The sequence below is a fragment of the Synechococcus sp. R55.2 genome, assembly GCF_047462075.1.
Taxonomy (GTDB): domain Bacteria; phylum Cyanobacteriota; class Cyanobacteriia; order Thermostichales; family Thermostichaceae; genus Thermostichus.
The window spans coordinates 1-1230 of the sequence record NZ_JANSIH010000061.1 but is presented as its reverse complement, the minus strand read 5'-3'; the positions used below and the strand labels follow the sequence as shown (position 1 = coordinate 1230).

At 43.6% G+C, this 1230-nt stretch carries 1 pseudogene; it reads left to right on the top strand.

Features of this window, described 5'->3' with window-relative positions:
• Positions 1 to 217 precede the first annotated feature (217 nt).
• A pseudogene (locus NW838_RS02275) lies at positions 218 to 1230 on the top strand (hypothetical protein); the annotation flags it as partial.

The following is a 1230-nucleotide window of genomic DNA, read 5'->3' as shown; positions in this document are numbered from 1 at the left end:
TGGTCTCTCGTGGGAATATCTGTTCATGTTGCTGACTCAGGCAGGCTTTCGGATTATCCGCAAGGTAGATCGGTTCGGCTTATTTAATGACTGTAGTGAAATGGTTGTTTTCGGTAAACCTGTTAGTCTAAACATAATTGCGACCAAGTAAATTAAATTAAAATAAAAAAAGTTGTCTGGTTCTAGGCAATTCCTATCTCCCTAACTATCTTTTGGTATGAAATCAGTAGTTATTATCACCGCAGCCGACTCCAAGTTCTTCGATCTAGTGCAGGGAACTGTTCTTTCCATCCGAGGTAAGGAGCAGGGTAAATCTGTTGAGATAGGCTTCTTCGATTTGGGCTGTACCCCTGAGCAAGTAGACTGGCTTTCAAAACACGTCAATTACATTGTTGAGCCGGATTGGAACTATAACTTTGCTGGAGTTGAGAGTGTGCCTTCTTATCTGCGGGGATTACTAGCTCGGCCCCGGCTACGTAGGTACTTTCCAGACTATGAAGTTTATATTTGGATTGACGCAGATGCTTGGGTTCAGGATTGGTTCGGGATTGACTTGCTCATCCAGGGAAGCAAAAAGCGAGGGCTAGCTATTGTTCCGGAGATTGATCGAGGGAATAGATTACTCTATGGCCCAAAAGATTACCTAATTGATCTTAGTGAAGCTTACAGATACCACTTTCCCAGTCTGAGTGTCGAGGACTTACATACGTACCCCCTCCTTAATGCTGGTGTTTTTGCAATGTCCTATACTGCCAAGCACTGGGATCTTTGGGACTTTCGGCTTTCTCAAGCTTTAGCTAGAAGACCTTCTATCATAACCGATCAACTCGCTCTAAATGTAGCGGTCTATCTAGATGGGCTACTTAAGGAAACAGAACTTCTACCTGCCTATTGCAATTGGACTTGTCACTACGGACTGCCAAAATGGGATCCAAGGCAAAACCTACTTGTTGAGCCTTACCTACCTCACACTCCTATTTCTATCATACACCTAACCAGCCATATTAAAAGAGAGGGAAGGCATGTACTATTGACCACTGAAGATGAGAAAATTGAAATGAGCTTAAAGTTTAGCGATGCCTCGCTGGAACACCAGAAGCAAAGCTTGACGCCCGCTTCCGCAGAGCAACTGAGTTTTACTACTTTAGGGATTTATCTAAGCCAGATTAATCTAGCTCTTTTTCCCGATTGGGATCCAAATCTTCGGGAATCAGTTACTGCAAGCTTGGA